This window comes from Pseudoduganella albidiflava (assembly GCF_004322755.1).
Classification (GTDB): Bacteria; Pseudomonadota; Gammaproteobacteria; order Burkholderiales; family Burkholderiaceae_D; genus Rugamonas; species Rugamonas albidiflava.
Genome location: NZ_CP036401.1, coordinates 2,739,206 through 2,762,680, shown reverse-complemented (window position 1 = coordinate 2,762,680; position 23,475 = coordinate 2,739,206). Strand labels below are relative to the sequence as shown.

The 23,475-nt window shown below is 64.0% G+C and carries 17 protein-coding genes; 4 read left to right on the top strand and 13 right to left on the bottom strand.

What is annotated here, in order from left to right; genetic code table 11:
• Nucleotides 1-510: 510 nt before the first annotated feature.
• The 3 genes from EYF70_RS11570 to EYF70_RS11560 all read right to left on the bottom strand — a co-directional run bounded on the left by EYF70_RS11570 (nucleotide 511) and on the right by EYF70_RS11560 (nucleotide 7,479).
• Nucleotides 511-2,625, bottom strand: coding sequence for a TonB-dependent receptor domain-containing protein (locus tag EYF70_RS11570; RefSeq protein ID WP_131145542.1), 2,115 nt, complete (start codon nucleotides 2,623-2,625; stop codon nucleotides 511-513).
• A 210-nt stretch (nucleotides 2,626-2,835) separates the two neighbouring features.
• A complete protein-coding gene (locus tag EYF70_RS11565; RefSeq protein WP_131145541.1) occupies nucleotides 2,836-4,932 on the bottom strand; it encodes a hybrid sensor histidine kinase/response regulator in 2,097 nt (698 codons plus the stop codon).
• Between the two features lie 645 nt (nucleotides 4,933-5,577).
• Complete coding sequence (locus EYF70_RS11560; protein WP_131145540.1) at nucleotides 5,578-7,479, bottom strand: glycoside hydrolase family 43 protein; 1,902 nt, start codon at nucleotides 7,477-7,479, stop codon at nucleotides 5,578-5,580.
• 247 nt (nucleotides 7,480-7,726) lie between these two features.
• Here EYF70_RS11560 and galB point away from each other — a divergent pair, with 247 nt between their 5' ends.
• Both galB and EYF70_RS11550 read left to right on the top strand, forming a co-directional pair.
• Entirely contained in the window at nucleotides 7,727-10,288 is a 2,562-nt protein-coding gene (galB, locus tag EYF70_RS11555; protein WP_131145539.1) for a beta-galactosidase GalB, read from the top strand.
• A gap of 209 nt (nucleotides 10,289-10,497) precedes the next feature.
• Nucleotides 10,498-11,220, top strand: coding sequence for a response regulator (locus EYF70_RS11550; protein ID WP_131145538.1), 723 nt, complete (start codon nucleotides 10,498-10,500; stop codon nucleotides 11,218-11,220).
• On the opposite strand, the gene EYF70_RS11545 is transcribed toward EYF70_RS11550, so the two are convergent.
• Nucleotides 11,196-13,043 (bottom strand): ATP-binding response regulator, encoded by a 1,848-nt coding sequence (locus tag EYF70_RS11545; RefSeq protein WP_165497630.1) that lies wholly within the window; start codon nucleotides 13,041-13,043, stop codon nucleotides 11,196-11,198. The two genes, EYF70_RS11550 and EYF70_RS11545, sit on opposite strands and share 25 nt — an antisense overlap.
• Before the next feature lie 231 nt (nucleotides 13,044-13,274).
• A complete protein-coding gene (locus tag EYF70_RS31610; protein ID WP_229420818.1) occupies nucleotides 13,275-13,541 on the bottom strand; it encodes a hypothetical protein in 267 nt (88 codons plus the stop codon).
• Here EYF70_RS31610 and EYF70_RS32000 point away from each other — a divergent pair.
• Entirely contained in the window at nucleotides 13,482-13,652 is a 171-nt protein-coding gene (locus EYF70_RS32000; RefSeq protein WP_371861734.1) for a hypothetical protein, read from the top strand. The two genes, EYF70_RS31610 and EYF70_RS32000, sit on opposite strands and share 60 nt — an antisense overlap.
• Nucleotides 13,653-14,231: 579 nt before the next feature.
• Here the strand turns inward: EYF70_RS32000 and EYF70_RS11535 are convergent.
• Entirely contained in the window at nucleotides 14,232-14,801 is a 570-nt protein-coding gene (locus EYF70_RS11535; RefSeq protein WP_131145535.1) for a hypothetical protein, read from the bottom strand.
• A 531-nt stretch (nucleotides 14,802-15,332) separates the two neighbouring features.
• Nucleotides 15,333-15,749, bottom strand: a complete 417-nt coding sequence (locus EYF70_RS11530) for a DUF1496 domain-containing protein (protein ID WP_165497629.1) — start codon at nucleotides 15,747-15,749, stop codon at nucleotides 15,333-15,335.
• 865 nt (nucleotides 15,750-16,614) lie between these two features.
• Here EYF70_RS11530 and EYF70_RS11525 point away from each other — a divergent pair.
• A complete protein-coding gene (locus EYF70_RS11525) occupies nucleotides 16,615-17,319 on the top strand; it encodes a GntR family transcriptional regulator (protein ID WP_131145533.1) in 705 nt (234 codons plus the stop codon).
• Nucleotides 17,320-17,505: 186 nt separating this feature from the next.
• Here the strand turns inward: EYF70_RS11525 and EYF70_RS11520 are convergent, their stop codons facing one another.
• The 6 genes from EYF70_RS11520 to EYF70_RS11495 form a co-directional block, all read right to left on the bottom strand.
• The gene (locus tag EYF70_RS11520; RefSeq protein WP_131145532.1) at nucleotides 17,506-18,885 is read right to left on the bottom strand and encodes an enolase C-terminal domain-like protein; all 1,380 of its coding nucleotides are present in this window, start codon (nucleotides 18,883-18,885) and stop codon (nucleotides 17,506-17,508) included.
• Nucleotides 18,886-19,076: 191 nt separating this feature from the next.
• Nucleotides 19,077-19,769: a GntR family transcriptional regulator gene (locus EYF70_RS11515; protein WP_131145531.1), complete on the bottom strand. Its 693-nt coding sequence runs from the start codon at nucleotides 19,767-19,769 to the stop codon at nucleotides 19,077-19,079.
• Nucleotides 19,762-20,445 (bottom strand): TetR/AcrR family transcriptional regulator, encoded by a 684-nt coding sequence (locus EYF70_RS31605; RefSeq protein WP_131145530.1) that lies wholly within the window; start codon nucleotides 20,443-20,445, stop codon nucleotides 19,762-19,764. The genes EYF70_RS11515 and EYF70_RS31605 overlap by 8 nt, the downstream gene beginning before the upstream one ends.
• A 19-nt stretch (nucleotides 20,446-20,464) precedes the next feature.
• Complete coding sequence (locus EYF70_RS11505) at nucleotides 20,465-21,502, bottom strand: HlyD family secretion protein (RefSeq protein ID WP_131145529.1); 1,038 nt, start codon at nucleotides 21,500-21,502, stop codon at nucleotides 20,465-20,467.
• Nucleotides 21,503-21,524: 22 nt separating this feature from the next.
• The gene (locus tag EYF70_RS11500) at nucleotides 21,525-22,967 is read right to left on the bottom strand and encodes an MFS transporter (RefSeq protein WP_229420904.1); all 1,443 of its coding nucleotides are present in this window, start codon (nucleotides 22,965-22,967) and stop codon (nucleotides 21,525-21,527) included.
• Nucleotides 22,968-23,083: 116 nt separating this feature from the next.
• The gene (locus EYF70_RS11495) at nucleotides 23,084-23,374 is read right to left on the bottom strand and encodes a hypothetical protein (protein ID WP_131145527.1); all 291 of its coding nucleotides are present in this window, start codon (nucleotides 23,372-23,374) and stop codon (nucleotides 23,084-23,086) included.
• Between the last annotated feature and the right edge of the window lie 101 nt (nucleotides 23,375-23,475).

The following is a 23,475-nucleotide window of genomic DNA, read 5'->3' as shown; positions in this document are numbered from 1 at the left end:
CCGCCACACACCGTTCAGTCCGCGTCAGGGGGGCATCGCAGGGGGTGGCGCAGGGGTTTCGCAGAGCCCTGCTCTGCGCCTGCAGAACGGTGCAGCCATGCAGGGCTGCACCTTCGGGCAGCACCGCTGCTCGCCTGCGATGCGGTGATGCCTTGCAAGGCGTCACTCCTCCCAGGCACACTGACACGAGCTCGGCTGCGGCGATGTGTTCAGTCCGTGTCAAGGTGTCAGGCACGCTGACACGGACTCTGCTACGGCGCTGAGTTCAGCCCGTACCAGGGGGCAGACACGCTGACGCGAACTCGGCTGCGGCGATTTGTCGAGCCCGTGTCAGGGGGGCATCGCAGGGGGTGGCGCAGGGGTTTCGCAGCGCCCTGCTCTGCGCCTGCAGAACGGTGCAGCCATGCAGGGCTGCACCTTCGGGCAGCACCGCTGCTCGCCTGCGATGCGGTGATGCCTTGCAAGGCATCATTCCTCCCAGGCACGCTGACACGGGCTCGGCGGTGGCGATCAGAACGTCACGCGCAGCCCGGCCGTCAGGTTACGTCCCGGCAGTGGCGCGGCCGCCTTGATGAACGAGGTATGGCTGTACGCCAGCTCGTCGGTCAGGTTGTTCAGCCGCGCGTACAGCTGTACCGGCAGGCCGGCGATGCGTGTGTTGTAGTGCGTGCCGAGGTTCAGCATGTTGTAGCCGGACGTGCGGCTTTCCTGTTCGGCCACGTCGTCCTGCGTGGCGACGCGGTAGGCTTCGACCATGCCGTGCCAGCCCTGCCATTCGCCATCGAGCCTGGCGCCGATGCGCCCGGCCGGGATGCGCGGGATGTTGCCGCCGCCATTGTCCAGCTTGGCGCGGACGTAGTCGCCGAACAGCGTGGCCTGCAGGCCGGCTCCCAGTTCCTGGCGCAATTCCCCTTCGATACCGGTGAACGTGGCATCGCGCTGCGCGTACTCAACCAGCTGGAAGCCTTCGTGGTTGTCCAGCGTGCGGGCGTAGATGTAGTTGTCCACGCGGTTGTGGAAGGCGCTGAGCGAGAAGGTGGTCGGGCCGGCGAACTTGCGCAGCGTGATGTCCAGGTTGTTCGAGGTTTCCTTCGCCAGGTTCTCGTTGCCGATTTCCCAGGTGCTGGTGGCCAGGTGGATGCCGTCGGCATACAGTTCCTCGGCGGCCGGCAGGCGGTGGCTGCGCGAGACGGCGGCACGCAGCGAGTACTGCGGCGCGAACTTCCATACCGCGCCGAGCGCCAGCGAGGTGCCGCGCGCATCGCGGTCGCGCTCGCGGGCACCTTCGACCTCGATATCCTGCCACTCGTGGCGCAGGCCGGCCTCGAAACGCCAGGCGTCCAGGCGGTATTCCTCGGTCACGAAGGCGGCATGCTTCTTCGTCAGCGTGGCCGGAACGTAGGCTTCCTCGCCCAGCGCCGCGAAATCGCGCCGCGTGGTCTGCAGGCCGATCACGCCGCGCCAGCCAGCCACCGGCTTGTGCTCCATTTCGACGCGCGCGTCATGCGCCTTGCTGGTGAACGTGGTGGCCACCTCGCTGCCCTCGATCTCGTCGTGCCGGTAATCCGTGAACGAGGCGCGCAGCCGCACCTTCGAGAATCCGGCCAGCGGATCGCGGTACTCGCCGCGCACGTCCCAGCGGTCGCTGTCCAGTTTGACGTAGGGCACCGGGCCTTCCTCGTGCTCGTGCTCGTGGCCCTCTTCCTCGTGGCCCTCTTCCTCGTGGCCCTCTTCCTCTTCCTCTTCGTGCCCGCCGCAATGCAGGTGCGCGCCATGCGGATGGCAGCCTTCGAATTCATGGCCATGGCCGGGAATGCCGTACTCGGTACGCTCCTTCGTGTAGGCGGCGCCCAGGTAACCCCGCTCGCCGATCCACGACACGCCGACCGTGCCCGTTTCGGTATCCTTGTAGCTGCCGCCGACCCGGCGCCCTTCGGCCCAGTCCTCGCCGACGCGGTAGTCCTTCGCATCGCGCTTCACGCCCTCCGCGTGGAAGACCACGTTGCCCGCCGCCGCACTCATCTCGAAGGCGCCGGCTTTTTCGCGCGCGGCCGAGTTCGCGCGCAACTCGGCGCTGCCTTCGACAGCCTTGGATGGCAGCGCCGTGGGGATCTTCCGGTCGATGATGTTGACCACGCCGCCCACCGCGCCGCCGCCGTAGGCCAGCGCCGACGGGCCGCGCAGCACTTCGATGCGCTCGGCCAGCAGCGGCTCGAACGCCACCGCGTGGTCCGGGCTGACGGTCGACGCATCCTGCACTTCCGCGCCGTCGGCCAGGATTTTTACGCGCGGGCCATCCATGCCGCGGATGACCGGCCGGCTGGCACCGGCGCCGAAGTGGCTCGACGTGATGCCCGGCAGGCGGCCCAGCGTTTCGCCCAGCGTCGACTCGCGCACGCGCACCAGTTCGGCGCCGGACAGCGTGGTGGCCGGCGTGATCATGTCGTCGGACAGCACGCCCAGCGCACTGGCCGAGACCAGCACGGTGGGAATGCTGTCCGGATCGCCGCCATGGCGGTCGCCGGCCGCCTGTGCGGTCTGCGCATGGGCGGCCGGCGAGGCGCAGAACGTGGAACCGAATGCCAGCGCGATGGCCAGCGCGAGCGGAGTGCGTTTGTCGTACATGGAATGCGTTCCTTGTGATGGGTGAACAATTCCACTAATTATAATGATAAGTCATTATCGTTAGAAGAGGGAATTGATCCCAGCTGATCGTCTCCGTGCGAACGTTCCCGTCGGGGACGGCCCGCCACCTCACGCAGGTGACGCCGTGCCCGTCGTCCTCATCGCATCCGATCCGACCGCTGCGCGGCGCCCCAGTCACGCCAGGTGCCGTCATGCCACGGCCAGCACCGCGCGCACTTCCGCCGGTACGGCCGGTTTCAGCAGGTGATGGTCGAAGCCGGCGGCACGGCCGCGCGCGCGGTCCTCGGCGGCACCCCAGCCGGTCAACGCGGCCAGCCGGATGGCTTGCATGCCGGGCATGGCGCGCAGGCGGCGCGCGGTCTCGTAGCCGTCCATGCCCGGCATGCCGATGTCGAGGAACACCACCTCGGGCTGGAAACCGGCCGCCAGTTCCAGAGCGCCGGCGCCATCGGCGGCGACGCGGATATCGTGGCCTTCCAGCGCCAGCAGGTCGGCCAGCGAATGCGCGGCATCCACGTTGTCGTCCGCGATCAGGATGCGCAGCCGCCTGCCCGCCGCCGCGTCGGGCGCCGGCGGCGCATCCCCGGCGGCCATCGGCGATGCTTCCGCGAGCGGCAGCCGGATCGTGAACGTGCTGCCCTGCCCCGGGCCCGCGCTGGCCGCCGTGGCCGTGCCGCCATGCAGCGCCACGAGCCGCCGCACCAGCGACAGGCCGATCCCGAGCCCGCCGTTGGAGCGCTCCACGTGGCGCGCGACCTGGGTAAACATGTCGAACACGGCGTCGAGCGATTCCGGCGCGATGCCGATGCCGTTGTCGGCCACCTGCACTACCGCCACGCCCTCTTCCGCATGGGCGGTTACGCAAATCCTGCCGTTGCGGGGCGTGTACTTGGCCGCGTTGGTCAGCAGGTTGCCGATCACCTGGCTGATGCGCACCGGGTCCGCATCGACCGGCTGCGGCGTATCCGGCAGACGGACCGACAGCTTGTGGCCGGCCGCGTCCAGCGCCGGCTGGGTGGCCTCGATCGCCACCGCCACGATGCGCTGCAGGTCCGTGAGCTCGCGGTGCAGCACGATCTTGCCGCTCGAGACACGGGCGATGTCGAGCAGGTCGTCGATCAGGTGCGTCATGTGGCTCAGCTGGCGGTCCATCATCCCGCCCACCCTGGCCACCGTTTCCCGGCTGCCGCCGGAAAGGCGCAGCAGTTCCAGGCCGTTGCGGATCGGCGCCAGCGGGTTGCGCAGCTCGTGCGCCAGCACGGCCAGGAACTCGGACTTGTGGCGGTCCGCCTCGCGTAGAGCCTCGGTCGAGCGCACCCGCTCGATGTGTGCCCAGCAGCGCTCGACCACCGCCTCCACCAGCGCCAGTTCCTCGGCGGTCCAGCGGCGCGGATGCACCTGGTGCACGGCCATCATCGCCACCAGGTGGCCGCCCTTGACGAGCGGGCAGCAGATTATGGCCTTGATGCCGATGCTGTTGAACATGCCGTCGCCATCGCCCGGCGCCAGCTCCACGTCGACGTCGTTGATGACGAGCGTGCGGCCGATGCGCAGGTTCGACGTGGCGCGCGAGCCGAACAGGTCGAGCGAATACACACCCGCGGTGCTGATCGCGCCCGGCACGCGCCAGTCGTGCCGGATCGTGAAGCGGTCGTTGTCCGGCTCCAGGTCGGCATAGGCCACCCGCGTCACGCCCAGATGCTCGCCCAGCAGCCGCGTGGCTTCTTCCATGATGGCGCGCGGCTCGCTGGCCACGCGGGTGGCCTCGCCGATTTCGTCGAGCAGCCGCAGGCGCTCCATCGCGTCGTCGCGCTCGCGGCGCGACGCCACCCTGGCCGTGGTTTCCACGCAGGTGACCACCAGGCCGGCGATCATCCCGGCGTCATCGTGGATGGGGCTCGTGAAGAACGTCACGTAGATCTGCTCGGGATAACCGTTGCGCTCGACGGTGAATGGATGGTCTTCCACGGCGCCGGTGGCATGGCCGCGCAGCACGTCGTCGAGCATCGGCCCGGCCAGGTCGGCCAGCTCCGGCCATACCTCGCGGAACGGCCGGCCCATCACGCCGCCGTGCGCACGCGCCCCCAGCAAGGTGCGATAGCCATCGTTGAACAGCAGGCGCAGCCCGGCGCCCCACATCACGCACATCGGCTGGCGCGATTGCAGCACCATGCCGGCCGCGGTGCGCAGCGCCGAAGGCCACCCCGCCACCGCGCCGAACGGCGTCGCGCTCCAGTCGAACGCGTCGGCGAGAACGAGGGCGGGCACGGAGCGGTGGTCGGACATGGCAAGGGACAACGTGGCGCGGCATGCCGCAAAGCCGCACCTTACCATGCCGGGAAACAACACGTCGCCGGGCAGCACCCCTGTCCGCCGTGACCACTGATCAACGGCTATTCCAGAAAAACCGGTGACAGGCTCCAATGTCGCTTAGATAAGCCCACCCCAAGTGCAAATTCCGGGGTCAGGGAGGAATGCTGGCATGCATGCCAACATCGTTCCGCAGGCGCGAAGCAGGCTTCGCGAAACCCCTGCTACACCCCGGCGGGTCTGACCCCAGCCCTTCGCTGTTGGGGTGAATGCATGCGCTTCCAACGTATCGGGTTATTTGTGTTGGCGTTGGGGTGCTTGGTGTCGGACATTCTTTCCGAGCGCTTCATCCGGAAAGTGTGTCGGACTGGTTTTTGCTCAGGAAATCGGCAAGCTCATGCGAAGACCGCCGCAGCGGTCCGGAGGAGTGATGGCTTGCAAGCCATCACCGCGTGCCAGGCGCGAAGCATGCTTCGCGAAACCCCTGCCAAGCCACCAATACGCCATCGCCGCGAACTACGTCGAATTCCGCTAACGTAACGGCATTAGTGACAGGCTCCAATTTCCGGGGAAAGTTTGCGCGATCACCAGCGCCGATCGACGGTGCTGTACGTCGTCCGCCTACCTGCCCGTGCCGACAGGCGCCGCCGCCTTCCCGTTCCTGATCGGCTCACCCACGTCACCCGGCCGGAACGGCACGGCCATCGGGTCCATCGGCTGGATCGAGCCATCGGCATTGAACGCCATCCTCGCCAGCACGGTCTGGCGCTGGTAGCCGTTCCCCTGCGGCAGCGCGTGGCGGTGATAGGCGACGTACCAGCGATCGGTGCCCGGTACGTTGACGACGCTGTGGTGCGCGGTGGCGACGGCCGGCCCACTGCGCCGCAGCACGATGAAATCCCGGTCCGGCGAACGCACCGGGCCGAGCGGCGAATCGGCCACGCCCCAGCCCACCCGGTAGTCCGGGCTGCGCGCATCGTCGATCGACCACATGAAGTAGTACTTGCCGTTGCGCTTGAAGACCACCGGCGCCTCGCGGTGGTCGCGCAGTTCGATCGTGTGCACGGGGCCATCCAGCGTGACCATGTCCGGCTTCAGCTTGTAGACGTTGCCCAGCTTGCCGTTGCCGTAGTAAAGATAGGCCTGGCCATCGTCGTCGATGAACGGATACGGGTCGATGGTATTGGTCTGCACGCCCGTGCCCTTGGCGACCAGCGGCTTGCCCAGCGCGTCGACGAACGGGCCGGTGGGCGACTTCGACGTGGCCACGCCGATATTGCCCTGCGCGCAGAAGTACATGTAGTACGTGCCGTTACGCTCGATCACGTCCGGCGCCCAGGCTTCGACCTTGGCCCATTTCAGGTCGTTGGCCACGTCCAGGATCATGCGCTCCTTCTTCCACTCCACCAGGTCCTTCGACGACCACACGGAAAAATCGGTGGTCTGCCAGTTCGGCTTGTCCGATGTGGGATAGATATAGTAGGTGTCGCCGAACAGCCGGATCGACGGATCGGCCGTGAAGCCATCCAGGATGGGCGGCGGGGCCGGCTTCGGCTCCACTGCTTCCGCCCTCGGGCGCGCGGTGCCAAGCTCCTTCGCCAGCCAGGCCGGCACCGCCAGCACGCTGCCATGCCGCTGGCCGTCCGCCACCGAGACTTGCGCCGACACATCGGTCCACGTCTTCCAGTCGGTGGTCTGGAAGGCGCCATAGCGCTTGTCCGCATAGAAGTCGACCAGCAAGGTCGTCCTGCCGTCCTGGGTGTACAAGGTCGGCCCCTCGGCGCGCAAGCCGCTGACGATCGGCTCGGGCATCACCCGCCAGGGACCGAGCGCGCGGTCGGCCACGGCCCAGCGCACCGCGCCCCACTTGCCTGCCTTCTGCCGGTCGCCTTCCTTGAAGACGCTGATATAGCGGGCTCCATCGCGCACCACCGTGGTATCGATATGGTCGAAGCCGGGGTCGAGGAACAGTGCCGGTTCGCTGAACGTGACGAAATCCTTCGTCGTCACATAGTACGTGCGGTGGTTCATCCGCTCGGCCGATTTCGTTTCCGGAAAGCGGCCGTCGATGTCGGACGATAGCGTGATCACATACTGCCCGCTCGCTTCATCGTAGAACGTCTCCGGTGCCCACGCATCCGTGGCTCCCGCGGTCTTCTCGAAGATCGGCAGGTAGCGCTGGGCCGACCAGTTGACCAGGTCCGTCGATGCCGCGTAGCCGATGCCCCTGTCCTTCCAGCCGGTGGTCCATACCATGCGGAACACGCCGTCGGGGCCGCGCAGGATATGCGGGTCGCGCATCAGCCCCGATCCCACCGAGGGTTTCAGGAAGATCTTGCCCAGGTCCGTCCACGCCTTGCCGTCCGCGCTGGCCGACAGGTGCAGCCCGTCGCCCTTGCCGTGAAAGGAGGTGAACAGCCACGTGATGTCGGGCCACTTCGATGGCTGGGCCTGCGCACCGGCGGCAAGCGCCAGCAGCGCCATGGCCAGCGCGGGGCGGCGCCAGGTCGGGTTGGTGGGCATGGTCTCCTCCTTCGTCGTGCGGGGTTCGTCGTGCAAGGTTCGCCGTGATGGGCGCCGTACCTTAGCATGCGGCGCGGCCGCTTGAGCGGGACCCGGGGCGATCGCTCATCGGGTTGATCGGACCGCCGTGCCATCTCCCTGCCATGCCGGCGCTATAACGCTTCCGGATAGCGGGCGGCAGAAATGGAATAGCAACGGTGTTGCAATCGGGTCTACACTTTTCGGTCCATCATCACACGTGCAACCCATGTTCAGACGCCTGTTTCCCCTTGTCGCCTTCGGCTTCCTCTCGCTCGCGGGCGCGACCGCCCATGCCGCCGAAGCCCCGGTCCGCGAACGGATCGCCTTCAACGCCGACTGGCGCTTCCACAAGGAGGCGTTCCGCGAGAATGAATTCCTCAAGGGCGACGCCGGCAGGAGCGGCCCCGCTGACCAGCCAAACGCGCAGCCGGGCTTCGACGACAGCGCCTGGCGCAAGCTCTCCGTGCCGCACGACTGGGGCATCGAAGGTCCGTTCCGGCAGGAGTATCCGAACGATACCGGCAAGCTGCCGTGGTGGGGCACGGCCTGGTACCGCAAGCACTTCACGCTGCCGGCCACGGATGCCGGCCGCCGCGTCTACCTGGATATCGATGGCGCGATGTCGAACGCGCAGGTCTGGATCAACGGCCGGCACGTGGGCGGCTGGCCGTACGGCTATGCGTCGTGGCGCGTCGACCTCACGCCGCACGTGAAACCCGGCGGCGCCAACGTGGTGGCGGTGCGGCTCGACAATCCGCCGGCCTCGTCGCGCTGGTACCCGGGCGGCGGCATCTACCGCAACGTGTGGCTGGTGAAGACTGCGCCGGTCCATGTGGCACAGTACGGCACCTTCGTCACCACGCCGCTGGTGACGAAGGCATCGGCGACCGTGAACGTCGAGGTCACGCTGGACAACCGGGGCGCGGACGCCGAAGTGCAGGTCGCCACCGAAATCTACGCACTCGATGGCGCCGGCAAGCGCACCGGCCCGGCCGTGGCAAGCAAGGCACCGGCCAGCCCGTGGAAGGCGCCGGCCGGCCACCAGGTGCAGCTCACGCAGGCGCTGACCGTGGCCAACCCGCGGCTGTGGAGCACCGCCGCGCCGCAGCGCTACGTGGCCGTCACCACCGTGACCGACAAGGGCCGCGTGGTCGATGTCGTGGAAACGCCGTTCGGCATCCGCACCATCGCCTTCGATGCGGAGCGGGGCTTCCTGCTGAACGGCACGCGGCTGACGATCAACGGCGTGTGCCAGCACCACGACCTGGGTGCGCTGGGCGCGGCGATCAATGTCCGCGCGCTGGAACGCCAGCTGGAGATCCTGCGCGAGATGGGCGTGAACGCGATCCGCACCAGCCACAATCCGCCGGCGCCGGAACTGCTGGACCTGGCCGACCGCTTGGGCTTCGTGGTGGTGGCCGAAGCGTTCGACATCTGGGGCCTGAAGAAAACCCCGAACGACTATCACCTGCATTTCGCCGAATGGCATGAGAAGGACCTGCGCGCGATGATCCGCCGCGACCGCAACCACCCCAGCGTGATTGCCTGGAGCATCGGCAACGAGATCGTCGAGCAGGGTGCGCGCGAAGGCTGGAAGGTGGCGGCCCGCCTGTCCGAGATCGCCCGCGGCGAAGACTCCACACGCCCGACCACGGCGGCCTACAACCATGTCGGCTCCGGCTACAACGGCTTCCAGAACGCCGTCGACGTGTTCGGCTACAACTACAAGCCGCACGAGTACGCGAAATTCCACGAGCACGCCCCGCATATCCCGCTGCTGGGCAGCGAAACCGCGTCGACCGTCAGTTCGCGCGGCGAGTACTTCTTCCCCGTCAGCGACGACCAGTCGAAGGGCCAGGCCAACTTCCACGTCAGCAGCTACGACCTGAGCGCGCCGCCGTGGGCATCGCCGCCAGACAAGGAGTTCCGCGGCCAGGACGACAATCCGTTCGTGGCGGGCGAATTCGTGTGGACCGGCTTCGACTACCTGGGCGAGCCGACGCCGTACAACAGCGACAGCACCAACCTGCTGAACTTCACCGACCCGGCGCAGCGGCAGCGCATGGCGCAGCAGCTGGACAGCCTGAAGAAGATCGCCGTGCCGTCGCGCAGCTCGTACTTCGGCATCGTCGACCTGGCCGGTTTCAAGAAGGACCGCTTCTACCTGTACCAGGCGCGCTGGCGCCCGGAGCTGCCGATGGCGCACCTGCTGCCGCACTGGAACTGGCCGGAACGCGTGGGCCAGATCACGCCGGTGCACCTGTACACGTCCGGCGACGAGGCCGAGCTGTTCCTGAACGGGCAATCGCTGGGCCGCAAGAAGCGCGGCCCGCGCGAGTACCGCCTGCGCTGGGACGATGTGGTCTACCAGCCCGGCACGCTCCAGGCGGTGGCATACAAGGACGGCAAGCGGTGGGCCGAGGACACCGTTCGCACCACCGGCAAACCGGCGAAACTGCTGCTGTCGGCCGACCGGCAGGCGATCCGTGCCGATGGCGACGACCTGTCGTTCGTGACGGTGACGATCGCCGACAAGGATGGCCGGCCGGTACCGCGCAGCGGCAACCGCGTGAAGTTCACGCTGAGCGGGCCGGGCGACATCATCGCCACCGACAACGGCGATCCGACCAGCTTCGAATCGTTCCAGTCGCGCGAGCGCAATGCGTTCAACGGCCTGGCACTGGCGATCGTGCGCACCCGCGCCGGCCAGGCCGGCAAGCTGGTGTTGACGGCGACGGCGGATGGACTGGGCAGCGCGAAGGTGATGCTGGAGAGCAAGGGGCCCTGACTTCCAGGGGCCGCGGCGTAATCAGCATCGGAGGCGGCACAAGGTTCGCCCGCCTTCGCATGCGCGGCTCTTGGTGGCTATCCAGTCATGATGGCGTGCCGCGACGGCGCCTCCACACCACAGCATCTGATATCCTCTGATCCGAGTACTTCGAGTACTCTCCAAGGTTTATTCATACCTGTTACGGCCACCGCAACGGCAAGTGCAAAATGGAAATTCTGATCGTCGATGACCATCCAGCGTTGCGCAGCGGGATGGCGCATTGCCTCAAACCGGTATTGCCGCATGCATGCTTCCATGAAGCCGCGTCGATGGCGGAAAGTCGCACTGCGTTGTCGAGAGTTCCTCAGATGACTCTGGTACTGCTCGACCTGAACATCAGCGACAGTCGCGGTGTCGACACCGTCAAACAGTTTCGTGCGATGTGCGAGGAGCTGGGTGTGTTTCCGCGGATCGTCGTCGTCTCGGGTAGCGAGGATGTCCGGCTCATGTGTGACATCCTGAAGGAACACGCTACGGGGTTCATTCCAAAGGGCGTATCCGAGCGAATACTGCAGAGTGCCGTACGTTTGACGCTCGATGGCGGCGTGTATATTCCAGAGGCCATGCTACAGAATATCGAAGTGTCCGCTGGCTTGCTGACAGCCCCCCGCCCGGACAGCACGCATATCGGGAAACTGACGGAAATGGAACGGCTGGTGGCGGCATACTGCGTCCAGGGTCTCACTTACAAGCACATAGCACATCAAATCAGTGCCATGCGCGGCAGGACAATATCAGACCTTACCGTAAAAACGCATGTCAAGAACTTGTCTTTCAAGCTCGGTATTCAAAACGAGGGGAAAGCCGCAGTGGTAGCGCAGATCAGCAGGTTGAATCTGCTCTTCCCTGCCCCTGCCGAACAACTTCACGATATCAACTCGCGCCGGTAAGCGTCGATGAGTGAACTCAGCGTGCGCCGCAGGGCGGCACCACCGACCGGCTTATACAGGACTGGCAGCTTGTAGTGCATCGCGTGTGCCAGCTCCTCGGGGGACGTGTTCCCGGTTATTAGTACGGCAGGCGTCATCGGTTCGATATCGAATGACTCATGCAACCGGTGCCGTACCAGATGGACTGCGTCGATACCGGTCTCGCCGTTCGGCAATCGATAATCGGAGATGATAATGTCGGGTACTCGCTCCCCAGCCGCAATCCGCTCGAGCGCTTGAGCCCCGTTCGTCGAACTGAGCACATGGCAACCGAACGACGCAAGGACGAGCTCCATGCTGTCGAGTACCAGCGGATCATCTTCGATGACCAGCACGGTGGCACCGGAAAGGCAATCGGGCAGGCACTCTTGTGCCGACTCATCGGGGCCGAGGCCCGAGGCAGGCGCCGCAACGCCAGGTACGCTCAGCCTCACAACAGTGCCTTTGCCCAACTGTGACTTCAGGCGTATGGTGATCCCCAGCACCTGGCAGAGCTGTTTTACGATAGCCAGTCCGAGCCCCATTCCTTTCGTCCGGTCTCTCTCCGGATTGTTGACCTGATAAAACTCTTCGAATACTCTCTCGCGCTCCTCGAGTTTGATTCCAACGCCTGTGTCGGCAATATGGATCATTGCAACGCCGTTGTGCGTGGTCGCATGTACCCGTACCAGACCCTCGTTGGTATATCGTATGGCATTCAGCAAGAGGTTACGCACGATCCGCTCCAGCAATACCGGATCGGTGCGAAGCATGATGTGTTCCGCACTGAATGCGAGCTCGAGTCCTTTCTCGGCCGCAGGTGGCGCCAGTTGCAAATCGAGTTCCTCGCACATGCGCCGGAAATCAAACACTTTCTCTGCAGGCTGAACGGCCCCGAGGCTTACTTTGGAAAGATCCAGGACTACACTCAGCAGTTCCTCCATCGCACCTGCGGCACCCTCTACTTTATCGACGGCGGCTCGGGCGACCTCGTCGCTGACAATCGAGCGGAGGTACGCGAGATAAAGCGATATGGCGTGCATGGGCTGACGCAGGTCGTGACTCACCGCAGCGAGGAACCGGCTCTTCGCCAGGTTTGCCTGATCGGCAGCCATTTTGGCTTCCTCGAGAGCCAGCATCGATTCCCGTGCAGTTTTTAGCAAGTGCTCATTTTCAATATTGAGATCGATGATTCGCCGCACGACGTGCTGGTGTTGTCGCGCAAATGCCAGCGACGTGAAGGCATATAGGAGGAAGCCAGCGGCAAGAATGGGATTGGCACTCGACTGGACCAACAGTGCGATAGAAAAGACGGATGTCGTGGAGATGACGAACAGGACGGCGATAGGTCGCCATGGACCTTTCGAGCCGGCCCCGGCCATGGTGACCAGGGCGAGGGCCGCGATGGCGAAAGTGACGTGGTGCTCCGATCGCAAACCCATGACTACGAATCCCAGACTCCCCCACAATATGCCCAGCACCAGCCCGTCATTGATAGCGAGCCTGCGGCCCCATGCGCGCGTGCTGTCCAGATCGGGCTTTATTTTCAAGTACCTGCGGACAATCAGGATTCCACGGATCGAGAATGCGGTAATGAGGCTGGCCCAGATGGCCAGGGAAATCCAGGCCCAACCTGGCATTGGAGTCCCCGTGGACGATATCAGCAGTATGCCACCGACGATCAGGATCATTGCAATCAGACTGGCGACGAGACTCTTGATCGATCCCTCGAAAACGATCTCGATCTGCTTGCACTCGACCTCGCGGGGCAGAGGCGCAAAACGGAACGCGGCATGCCAGTCCATATCGAGTTCTCCGGGTAAATCGACGCTACCGCGCTTCATCTTGGGCGGGACGCGCCAAGCTTGCGGAAGACCACCTCGGCATGACTGCAGCACGATTGGTCGAGACGTTCCGCCGCGGCCCACCCACCAGGCAGGTAGATACGACGCGCCGATCGACTCCAAAGCAAATCATTGCCGACCAACAGCGTTCGACGTGCATCGTGGGCATGCCAGCACCACGATGCATCCAGGTCAGTGTAGTCGTTTGGGCAGGCAGTTGCCATTATTCGAGGACTTCGCAGCGAGTCTTGACGATGAGCTCCAGAGCCAGAGACCTTGCTCCGAAGCCGAGACCGTCAAACAAGGCAGCGTGCCGCTGGACTGAAGCCGCACAAACGTGCCCAGAAAGATGTCGATGCGAAGTGGACCAAAAAGCATGGCAAGAACCACTTCGGCTACATGCTCCACGCCAGCATAGACAAACGCTGCAAGCTGATACGGAAAATCGCGGTCACGCATGCCGCAGTGGCCGACACCAAGGACTTCGAAACGCTACTCAATGCTTCCAACACTAGCCGCGACGTCTATGCCCATCGCAGCTATCCCAGCATTGAACGGGAACGAACCTGAAGCACGCTGGCTGGCGCGTCCACATTCGGCGCCGGATGCATGCTATGAAAGGTACTTTCGAGATCCAGAAGCAGCGCACTCGCCGTATTGCCACACCGCGAGCGCGCGTCGAGCATAATTTCGGGCGCCTTGGCCCAGATGGGTGACAGGCTCGCGCGCTGTATCGATATTGTACGAACCACCTTGCCCTGAATCTCAAAGCGGCCAGCTACAACTTGAAACGCCTCGTCTTTTTGAAGGATGGCTGCCTGGCGCCCTTCTGAACGACAAGACTACGTGTAAAACGCCGCTCTCGACAACCTGTCTTTAACCTGATCCACTGCCGGTCAAATCACCGCGTCATGCGTGGAACGCCTCGACACATCAGTCAGTACTCCTTGCGCCAGTGCACGGCGAAAAGCTTCGCTATTCGAGAACAGCTCGAAAACGACCGACTCAAACCCTTCGGCGGCCTTTAAACGGCGATTTCGCTCTGCCTCAGCCATAGATGCACCTCACATAAATCTGGCCCATTCGGTGAGTATTTCAGCGCCTCCTTAAATATACCCATAATTAGATGCGACTGGACATAATTAGCACTTAATCCGGTAGCTTATTCTGTAGAAGCATACTGATCGGTTCAGTCTCAACATCTACCACGCACTTGTTTATTAGCATAAAAATATATATGACCTCGGTCGAACGCCATATCCTATAATAAAAAGGGTAGGAATTTTCTTCTTTCATCCACCACGGCTTATAGTCAATTTTCTCTTCAAATGGAAGGCCTGAAATTTCGGTCGCATTGCTAAATGATATATTTTCTATTTCAATGCAGAATCTTGGCGGGATATACGATTTACCAGGGTGCGAAATATAATTAATTTCACTCAACACCAGAATTTTATTCTCCCTAACACGCTTGGTTTCAAGGTTATACTCCCGAGCCAAATTTTCAATTGCGTTGCATTTTTCTCCAGCACTCATATCTGGGTAAACTTTAACAACTCTAGTATTCGTATTGTCTGCCAGCGTAAAATATATATTATTATCATCATTGGTCTTTGATTCAGAGCATACCAATAACGACGTTAATGGAGGCTGGATAGTCTGCCCAGATGAATTTGTGGAAAGGACGAGAAGCACTCCAGCAAACGCTAATTTCGGCATGACATACTCCTATTCATAAAATTTAAACTGAAATATGATTTAAAAATTGCACAAATAAACTAGCGGCCGGACACTTCGGAAAATCAAAAATTCCGTGGCAACTGTGCAGCCGGGCCGAGCCGTGCCCGATCCGTTACAGGTTATTTATTAGCTGTCGCGCCGGACACGTATAGCGGAAAAGCGGCCAGCATGGCGAACAATCTCCTAAGTGGAATGAGCCAATGCCGTTCTAACGAGCGACAGGACATTATTTTCCGGTGCTTAGTTTTAGACTAACAATCTGGCCCGTCGCATCACATCATCACGACATTTTGCAAATCGCATCTTGAAAAGTTATTCATAACAAAGTAATCTCGAATCGGCAATGCTGAAGGAATCTCATATATAGTTGCCAACTTTATTTCTAGGTGACAATTTTCGTTTTGGGAGCCGCCGTAGGCAGACTATCTTTCCAATAACCAACGGCGGCTATGTGGCTTCGCTAACATTCCATGAATGTTCACAGCGTACGCTGACGAGAATGTACGGGTATTAATACTGGGTCTCAACCATTACGATCTGATATCCGGAGCAGGTCCCAACTACTTCAGGTGGGCGCGTCATCGCATCACGCGCGATAACGGAAACAAATCCCGTATTAACACAAGCGCTTGAGAAGCTATTATTCCAAGGCCCGTAGTACATTCCCGAATTTTCCGACAGCAACTCCAGTGCTGCAAACCAGGTGGAGTTGACAGGACGCGCGTCGGCAGGAGTCATATCTACCCGTTTTATATTCAGAAATCCTAGCGCTTCTGAAATCTTAGAATACCCCTCCTCTGAAATAGCATTAGAGCAGCTCGCTCCTGTGTCTCCCCAGTTGCCGCCCTGACACTTCATCAGTCGCCCACCCTGGCAGATTACAGACCCTTCGGAATATTCTTGACCTGCATATGTGCACATGCTCATGATTTGCTCCATTTCTATGAATTTGGAATGCGTGGACGTAATAATGCAGACGTGGCTGAAAACTGAACTTCCAGGTATATTAAGGCCAAGCTGCAGCGATTTTTTACCAATTACACGAACTCATGGCGGACAGCCGCCCTGAGGGAAATTATTTGCACATTCCCCCATAATTTCCAACAGGCTCACAGGTGTTCGAACAACAGTCAGAGTTCTTTTTGCACTGCATATCTGTAACTAAGCAAGTCGATCGAGCGAAGCTACGATTGGCTGCTGTCGATTGTGTTCTTAGGGGCGCGGGCCAACTGGCATGCGGCCAAAAAACTTAACAACATTGGAATGATGAGCTTACACACGCCTATCTCCGTTTGTACGTGGTGACTAGAAGGCGCCTCGAAAAACCCGCCGCGCGTTGCATTTCGCTCTGCGATGCTCGTCGTACGGCTGCACGGCTGCGCTTCGGTTTTTCGAGGAACCCTCCAGTATGGGCAAGGGTGAACCGGCACCTGGCTGAGACATTTCATCGAGATGCGCGGCTGGCCGAGTCGGTTGATTTTTAGTGATCGGATCGAACCTGCGTGAATAACGTCAACCGATGCTTCATTCTGTCCCTGCTCCTTTGTTGCGAGAATCCTCTGGTTGTCGTAGTCACTTCAGCGATGGAGTACTCGATAACGGAGGAGGCGATTGAATACAGGAGTTGGAGGGGCATACTCGCGTAAGGTTGGAAGGCGCCGTCCTGCGTGAGCCAGCTCGGGCCATTTCGCAGGATTGCACTGCGATACTCTTGGACGGCAGGATTCGCCCCATTTGCCGGCAGGTCATCGCAAGTTCGCTACAATCGCCGTTTATCGCCATGCAGACATCCATGATCCCCGGCCTGCCCTCCGCCCCCTTCCGCCTCGACCGCATGCGCAACGCCTCGGCGCAGGTGTTCGACCACCTGCGCGAACTGATCGTGACGCTGGTACTGGCGCCCGGCACGCAACTGCACCGCAACGAGCTGGCGGACTACTACGGCCTGTCGTCGACCCCGCTGCGCGATGCGCTGTCGCGGCTTGGCGAGGAAGGCCTGGTCGACATCGTGCCGCAGCAGACCACGACGGTCAGCCGCATCGACGTGGACGGGGCACGGCAGGCGCACCTGCTGCGGCTGTCTCTGGAACTGGAAGTGGTCAATACCCTGCCGCGGGCGCCGGATGCGGCGCTGGGTCTCGCGCTGGAACAGCACATCGCGCAGCAGCGTCTGGCCGCGCAATTGCAGGACGAAGCGGCGTTCGACCGCGCCGGCACGGCGTTCCACCGCCAGCTGTTCGAGCACGGGCAGCTTGCCGACCTGTGGGAACTGCTGCTGCGCCAGGGCGGCAATCTGCAACGGCTGCAGCGGCTGCTGCCGCGCGCCGACGCGCAGGGTCTGCTGGCCGATCATGCCGGCATCGCCGATGCGATCGCCAGTGGTGACGGCAGGCTCGCGATGGAGTGCGTGCGGCACTGCTTGGGCGACGCGCTGGAGGGAGTGGCGGCGATCCGGGCCAGATATCCGGAGTACCTCGTGCCTGCGGCTGACGAATAAGGCTGTGCCGGTTCCCACCGTTCACACTCGCGCCGCTGGTGTCGGACACCCTTGGGTGTCGGACACCGGTTTTCGGTGACGATTCCTGCGCCTCACGCAAGAACCGGTGTCCGACACCACGACGCTGGCACTGTCGTTAGCATCAAACGCCGCTCGCTTGCCGGCATCCAGTGTTGGCCAGGCCACTCAGTCCCGCGCGAGACTCGGCTTGTTCGGATGGTAGGTCCAGCCGGGCACCAGGTAGCGCATCGCCATCGCATCGTCGCGGGCGCCGCCGGCCACCTGTTTATAGAGTTCGTGCGCGGCTTCGATGCGCTCCATGTCCGGCTCGATGCCGAGGCCCGGCTTGTCCGGCACTGCCACGGCGCCTTGCTCGATGCGCAGGGGGTCGCGCGTCAGCCGTTCCGTGCCCTCCTGCCAGATCCAGTGCGTATCGATCGCGGTGATCTCGCCCGGCGCAGCGGCCGCCGCGTGCGTGAACATCGCCAGCGACACGTCGAAGTGGTTGTTCGAATGCGAGCCCCATGTCATGCCCCAGTCGTGGCACAGCTGCGCCAGGCGCACGGAACCCTGCATGGTCCAGAAGTGCGGGTCGGCCAGGGGGATGTCGACGGCGCCCAGCAGGTGCGAGTGGCCCATCTGGCGCCAGTCGGTGGCCACCATGTTGGTGGCGGTGCGGATGCCGGTCGCGCGGCGGAACTCGGCCATCGTCTCGCGGCCCGAATAGCCGTTCTCCGGGCCGCACGGGTCTTCCGCGTAGGCCAGCAGGTGGCCCTTGCCCTTGCACGCGGCGATGGCCTGCTCCAGCGACCAGGCGCCGTTCGGGTCCACCGTCACGTTGCCTTGCGGGTGGCGTGCCTTGATCGCCGCCACGGCCAGCAATTCATCGTGCGGCGACATCACGCCGCCTTTCAGCTTGAAGTCGCGGAAGCCGTATTTCGCCACCGCCGCATCGGCCAGGTCGGCCACCGCTTCCGGCGTCAGCGCCTCGCGGTGGCGCAACTGGTACCAGTCATTAGCAGGATGGGAAACGTCGCCCGCGCGCACGTACGGCAGATCCGTCTTGCCGGCATCGCCGATGTAGAACAGGTAGGCCAGCATCGTCACGCTGTCGCGCTGCTGCCCGTTGCCGAGCAGTTCGCAGACCGGCACCTCCAGGTGCTGGCCCAGCAAGTCGAGCAGCGCCGCTTCGACCGCGGTGATGACGTTATCCAGCCGCAGGTTGATTTCGTGCGGCTGGCGCAGCACGGCCGCTTCCGCTTCATTGGTGACCTGGTGCTGCATCCCGCCACCCGCGCCGAACGCGGCACGCAAGCCATTCAACGTGCGCTGGTAGCGGCCCACCGGCGTGCCCACCACCAGCGGGATGATCCGCTCCAGCGCCTTCAGGATGCCCTCGCCGCCCGGCACCTCGCCCATGCCGGTATGGCCGGCGCTGTCGGTCAGCAGCACGATATTACGCGTGAAGTACGGCGCATGCGCACCGCACAGGTTCAGCAGCATGCTGTCGCGGCCCGCGACGGGAATCGCGCGCATGGAGGTGATGACGGGAGTGGTGGAAGTCATGGTCGGAGGGGCAGGAAGTAAGTCGGTAGCGGTCAGCAATGTTTCCAAAAACCGGGGTCTGACCCCGCTTTCAGGAAATGTTTCCAAAAACCGGGGTCTGACCCCGGTTTCTGGAAATATGTTGGCAGAGCGGCATCTGGATCGTCGTGATGCACTAATATATCACGACGGGCAAAGTGACAGGCGGCAAATCAGCTGGCCAGGAATTCCGGGTACTGCTCGCGCAGGGCGATGAGCCGGGATAGCGTGCCGCTCAGGTGGTGCCGGACGCATGCCTCGGCACGGTCGGCATCCCCGGCGGCGATGGCGTCGGCGAGGTCGGCATGTTCGCCCAGCACCGATTCGGCCTTGCCGTTCAATTGCATGTGCAGGCGCCGCAAGCGGTCCATGTTGCCGCTGCTGCCGCGCATCAGCCGCCACAGGTCCGGCGTCCGGGCGGCGGCGAACATGCGTTCGTGGAAGGCCTGGTCGGCATGGATGAACGCCTCGACATCGCCCCGCTCCAGGCATTGCCGTTGCCGCGCGACCAGTGACAGCAGGGTCTGCGCGAGATCCTGGTCGCGCCGCCGGGCCAGCGTGCGGGCGATTTCCAGTTCCAGCGCCAGCCGCAGGAAGTGCGCGTGGCGCGCCGAGTCGATGTCGACCGCGCTGACCCGGGTGCCATGCTGGGGGAAGATGTCGACCAGGCCTTCTTCCTCCAGCTTCAACAGCGCATCGCGCACCGGCGTGACGGAAACGCCGTAGCGGCGCGCCAGCTCGTTGCGGTCGAGGTCCGTACCCGGCCTGAGCGCCAGCGTGACGATGGCGGCGCGCAGATGCTCATAGACTTGCCGCGCCGCGCCCTGCGACCTGTCGATCACGAAGGCAGCGGCCAGTTCAAGCATTGCCGGGGCGCGCCGATGCGGCAGGCCGCGCGCCGTAGGCGTCGCGCAGCGCGCGCAAGGCCAGGCCGATCAGGTCGCCCGCCGTCAGCCCGGCATGCAGCTGCGTCGCGTTGCCGTAGGCGATGTCCATCACCAGCGCGCCCAGTTGCAGCACGGGCACGGGCGGCACTCCGCCCGGGAAGATCTTCGTCAGCCGGGAGCCCACCTGGTGCCACTCGTCATCGAACATCCTGGTATGGCGTGCCGCCACCGCGGCATCGGCGCGGGCGAGGCGGGCCATGTCCACCACCAGCAGGCGCAGGTCCGGTTCGTGGCGCATGCCGTCGGCCCAGTCGCAGACGGCGGCGATCAGCGCATCGGGATCGTCCAGCGCATCGAGGCGGCGGCATAGCTCGTTGGCCTGGCCGAGGGCATAGAAATCGAACATCGCAAAGAACAGCTCGTCCTTCGATGCGAAGTTCGAGTACATCGCCCCTTTCGAGTAACCCGCTTCCTCGGCGATGCGGTCGATCGAGGCGCCGGCATAGCCCTCGCGGGTAAACACGACGGCGGCGGAAGCCAGCAGGCGTTCACGCGTGCGGGCGCGGCTTTGTTCCCGGGTCAGGCGCGGCGGCCTGGCAGCGGGGATACCGGCGGGGGTTGCAATAGCGGCGGCGGATGCGTCCTGGTCAGTCATGATCCTGTTCGTAGAAGGGTCAGCCCGCGTCGCAGATGACGGTCGGCGTGACGGACATGCCCACCTTCAGCAGCTGCGCGGCGCGCTGCCCCGGATCGATGACGATCTTGACGGGCAGGCGCTGCACCACTTTCGTGAAGTTGCCGGTGGCATTGTCCGGCGCGATCGGCGAGAACGATACGCTGCTGGCGGGCGCGAGGCTGTCGACATGGCCGGTCAGCGTGGTCCCGGGCAGCATGTCGACCGCAATTGTAACGCGCTGGCCGGCACGCATCCTGGCCAGCTGCGTTTCGCGGAAGTTCGCCTCGATATAGGCATGCTGCAGCGGCACGATGGCCAGCATCGCCGCCCCCGCCTGCGCATAGGCGCCGACCCGCACGGCGCGCTGGCCGACGATACCGTCCACCGGCGCCTCGATCCGCGTGTACGACAGGTTCAGCTGCGCGGCCGCCAGCGCCGCCGTGGCGCGCGCCACCTGGGCCTCGGCCTGCGCCACCTGGGCACCCAGCACATCCAGCTGCTGCCTGGCCGCCGCCAGCGCGGCCACGTCGGCCGCATGGTTCGCGGCGGCGGCGTCGGTCTGCGATTCGGCCTGCTGGCGGTCCTGCACGGAAGCCGAGCCGTCCGACGCCAGGTCGCGATAGCGTTCCGCGTTGGCCTTCGCGTATTTCAGCGTGGCGGCGCCGGCATCGATCGCGGCGGCGGCGCGCCGGATGGTGCTGCCCTGCTGCGCCGTGGCGGCGCGGGCGCTGGCCAGGTCGGCCTGCGCCCTGGTCAGCTCGGCGCGGGCGATGTCGACGGCCACCACGAAATCGCGGTCGTCGATCCGCGCCAGCAACTGGCCCTTGCGCACGGCCTGGTGGTCCTCGACCAGCACCTCGGCCACCTTGCCGGGCACCTGCGGCGCGACCAGCGTGAAGTCGGCCGTCACATAGGCGTCGTCGGTGCTCTGGCGGCTGCCGCCGCCTTCATCGTGGGTCAGCGACCAGGCGCTGCCGGCCGCCAGCGCGGCAAGCAGCACGCCGATCGCGATTTTTGCGGAAGTGGGAAGAGACATGCGATCCTCGTTTGGAAGTTGATTATTTTTTCGGGCCTAACTCGGGCGGCGCGATGTACTGCAGCGACAGCACGAGCGGAACCAGGGCCAGCGCCAGTGCGCCGAGGGCCAGGTAGCCATCGGCGATCGACAGCACGAAGGCCTGGTGAGACACGCGCCCGGCCACGCCGGCCAGCGCATCCGTCGGCATGGCGCCGGCGCTGCGGCGCATGTTGGCGGCGCCATCGAGCAGCACGTTGGCATGCGTGGCTTCGCGTACCGCCAGCAGGCGCGCCACGATGGCGCTGCCGAACATGGTGCCGAAGGCGCGCAGCGTATTAACGATGCCGGACACCTGCGGCCCTTCCATCGGCTGCACCACGCTGGTGGCCAGGAACAGCAGCGCGATCACGGCCATCGGCTGGCCGAACGCATGCAGCGCCTGCGCCAGCGCGAATTCGGCCGCCATCCATTCCGGCGTGATGCGCGAACCCACCCAGCAGGCCGCGGCGATCAGCACCAGGCCCGCGCAGAACACATGGCGCGCATCGATCCATTTCTTGTACAGCAGCCAGGACACGGCGGGCCCCAGGATGAACTGCGGCAGCCCGACCTGCAGGCCGATGACGGCCAGCTGCGGCGTGCGGAAATGCCACGCATGGCCCAGGTAATCGGCCGGCAGCAGGGAGCCGGACAGCAGCACCACGAGCATGCCGACAAACACGGTGAAGCCCAGGCCCAGGTTGCGGCGGTGCAGCAGCTGCAGCTTGATGAAGGGCATCGGGTGGAACCATTCGCAGACCAGGAAGATCGCCAGCAGCGCCACTCCGCCGCCCAGCAGCCAGCACACCAGCACGCTGTTGAACCAGTCCAGCCGCTCGCCCTGCGACAGGCCGATGCCGATCATGACCAGGCCGGCCAGGCCCGTCACCAGGCCCGGCAAGTCGATCTGGCGGAAGCGCTCCAGGCGCACCGGGTCTTGCGGAATGCCCCACCCCACCGCGGCCAGCGAGAACAGCGCCATCGGCACCGTCTGCCAGAACAGCAGGCGCCAGTCGGCCACGCCGTCGGTCCACGTGGCGGACAGCCAGGTGGCCACGTTCGGCGAGAACGTGGCCGTCATCGCATACAGCGCCAGGCCATACAGCCGGATCGGGGCCGGGAAGAAGCGCAGCGCAGCGGCCATCAGCACGGGGATCAGCAAGCCGCCGGAGAAACCCTGCAGGCAGCGCAGTACCAGCAGCGTGGCCGGATCCGGCGCCAGCGGCGTGGCGAGGCCGAGCAGCGTGAAGATCGCCACCACGGCCATGTGGTAGCGGCGGAACGAGAACGTGATCGCGAACCACGCCGAGAACGGCATCGCGGCCAGCTCGAAGGCGCCATACAGGCTGGCGACCCAGCTGCCGTCGTCGATGCCCATGCCGTACACGGCGCGGATGTCGCCCAGCGCCAGCGTGCCGATGCGGCTGTTCAGGCCCGACATCATGGCCGCCACGAAAACGCCCATCACACCGGTGAAAAGCCGTGGGCCGAAGGGGTGGATGGCGGGTGCGGGTGGCGCAACGGGAGTCGGCGCTGGTCCGGTCAGACTCGGTTGCGCGGTCATGCTCCCTGCTCCCGCGCCGGCTTCGCGGCCAGCCGGAGGGCCGCCCCGACCGCTGCCTGCTGCGCCTCCGCCAGCGTGGCGCAGGTGCCGCCATCGGCCAGCCCGGCATCCTCCCACGTCTGGATTTCCCAATGCCAGCGACCATCGAACTCGTCCGGCCAGACGCACAGGCGGCGGTGGTCAACGCTGTAGAGCTCGTCGTCGAGATCGAGCACCCACAGCGGCAGGTCGGATTCGTCGGAGGGGTGCCAGGCGTGCATGGGCAGTCGGAAATTGATGAAAGGCATCAATTATACCGACCGGTATTTGAATTACAAGCGGTATTTCACTTGTGAACATTTGGCCCGGGAAGCCACCGGTATGGTGTCGGACACCGGCTTTACGGTGT